Annotated in this window: 2 protein-coding genes and 1 pseudogene; all 3 read left to right on the forward strand. The window is 74.0% G+C overall.

Annotated features, from left to right (window positions below):
• Positions 1–462 (forward strand): acyl-CoA dehydrogenase family protein (locus AC1D12_RS30995; RefSeq protein ID WP_477845043.1); only part of this gene is annotated, 462 nt, incomplete at its 5' end.
• Between the two features lie 54 nt (positions 463–516).
• Entirely contained in the window at positions 517–1,497 is a 981-nt protein-coding gene (locus tag AC1D12_RS31000; RefSeq protein WP_477845044.1) for a P1 family peptidase, read from the forward strand.
• Positions 1,494–2,416 (forward strand): annotated as a pseudogene (locus AC1D12_RS31005) (twin-arginine translocation pathway signal); the annotation flags it as partial. The gene AC1D12_RS31000 and the pseudogene AC1D12_RS31005, both read left to right, overlap by 4 nt.

Raw genomic sequence — 2,416 nt, forward strand, 5'->3', positions numbered from 1 at the left:
GCGCTGGAGCATGCGGCCGACATCGGCATCGCCGCGCTCTGCGCCGAGGCGGTCGGCGCGATGGACCAGCTGGTCGCGGTGACCGTCGAGTACATGAACACGCGCAAGCAGTTCGGCGTCGCGATCGCGAGCTTCCAGGCGCTGCGCCACCGCATCGCCGACGTGAAGATGCAGCTGGAGCTGGCACGCTCGATGAGCTACTTCGCGACGCTGAAGATGAACGAACCGGCCGCGGCGCGGCGGCGCGCGCTGGCGCAGGCCAAGTACCAGCTCGGTGTCTCGATGCGCTTCGTCGGCCAGCAATGCATCCAGCTGCACGGCGGCATCGGCGTCACCGACGAGTACATCGCCGGTCACTACTTCAAGCGGCTGACGGTGATGGAGCTGAGCTTCGGCGACACGCTGCACCAGCTGGGCGAGGTGTCGACGCGCATGCAGGACACGGCAGGCGTCTTCGCGTAGCGGGGGCGGCGATGCGGCCGCCATAATCAGCGGCTCCATGTCCGACTCCCTGCGATGCATTCGACACCCGGTCTGAGCGCCGTTGCCGGCCTGCGTGTCGGCCACTTCACCGACACCCGCCGGCCGACCGGCTGCACCGTCGTGCTCGCGCCCGCGGGCGCCGTGGGTGGCGTCGACGTGCGCGGCGCCGCGCCGGGCACGCGCGAGACCGATCTGCTGTCGCCGCTGAATGCCGTCGAACACGTGCACGCGGTGCTGCTGGCCGGCGGCAGCGCATTCGGGCTCGACGCGGCCGGCGGCGTGATGCGCTGGCTCGAGGAGCGCGGCATCGGCTACCCGGTCGGCGCGCACCGCGTGCCGATCGTGCCGGCCGCGATCCTGTTCGACCTGTCGGTCGGCGACGGCCGCATCCGTCCCGATGCCGATGCCGGCTACGCCGCCTGCGAGGCCGCGAGCGACGCGCCCTGCGCCGAGGGCAATGTCGGCGCCGGCGCCGGTGCGCTGGTCGGCAAGCTGTTCGGGCTCGGCCGCGCGATGCGTGGCGGGCTCGGCCACGCCTGCATCACGGTGGACGGCATCACGGTCGGCGCGTGGGTCGCCGTGAACGCAGTCGGCGACGTGATCGATCCGCGCAGCGGCCGCGTGCTGGCCGGCGCGCGCAGCGCCGACGGCCTGGGCCTGCTCGACACCACGCAGGCCTTGCTGCGCGGCGAGCTGCCGCAGCCGATGCAAGCCGGCGCCGCGACGACGATCGGCGTGGTCGGCACCGACGCCGTGCTGACCAAGGCCCAGGCCAACAAGCTCGCGCAGACCGCGCACGACGGGCTCGCGCGCAGCATCAGCCCGGTCCACACGCAGAGCGACGGCGACACGCTGTTCGCGCTGGCCACCGGTGCCAGCGGGCGCAGCGCCCACTCCACCTTGCTCGGCACGATGGCGGCGGAGGCGACGGCCCGCGCCGTCGTGCGCGCGATCGAGGCCGCCACCGCCTGGGGCCCGTATCCCGCCGCGCGCGACCTGGGCCTGCCGGCATGAGCGACGCCGCCCCGACCGACGCCTTCCCGCCCATCGTCTTCGTGCACGGCAACGGCGACACCGCCGCGCTGTGGCTGACCACCGTCTGGCGCTTCGAGAGCAACGGCTGGCCGCGCGAGCGGCTGCAGGCGATCGACATGCCCTGCCCGCTTGCGCGCGACGACGACGGCATCGCGCAGCCCGGCCGCAGTTCCAGCGACGACGCCCGGCGCTGCGTGGCCGACACCGTCGAGCAGGCCTGCCGCCGGCATGGCGTGGCACAGGTGGTGCTGATCGCCAACTCGCGCGGCGGCTTCGCGGTGCGCAACTTCATCGCGAACGGCGGCGCGCCGCAGGTCTCGCACGCCATCCTCGGCGGCACGCCGAACCATGGCGTGTGGGCCGATGCCGGCTTCCGGCCGGGCAACGAGTTCAACGGCGCCGGGCCGTTCCTGCAGCGCCTGAACGGCAGCGGCGCCGACGAGACGACACCTGGCCCGCGCTGGATGACGGTGCGCTCCGACGGCCTCGACAAGTACGCGCAGCCCGACGGCCTGTGGATCGGCGCGCCCGGCCGGCCGACCGGTGTCGATGCCGACGGGCCGGCGCTGCGCGGCGCCCACAACGTCGTGATCGCCGGCATCGATCACCGCGAGACTTCGTTCGGCCCGGCGGCCTTCGACGCGATGTGGCGCTTTCTCACCGGCCGCGCGCCCGGCACTGTGCAGCCGGTGCCGGCGGACGCCGCGATCGCACTCTCCGGCACCGTCTCCGGCCTGCACCCGCAGGCCGCGGTGCCCGACAACCTGCCGCTGGCCGGTGCCACCGTCGAGGTGCACGCCACCGATCCCGCCACCGGCGAACGCATCGGCGCGCCGCTGTACCGCCACAGCGTCGGCCCGGACGGCGCCTGGGGACCGCTCGCGACCGACACCCGCAC

The organism is Rhizobacter sp. P1_G5, assembly GCF_056405435.1.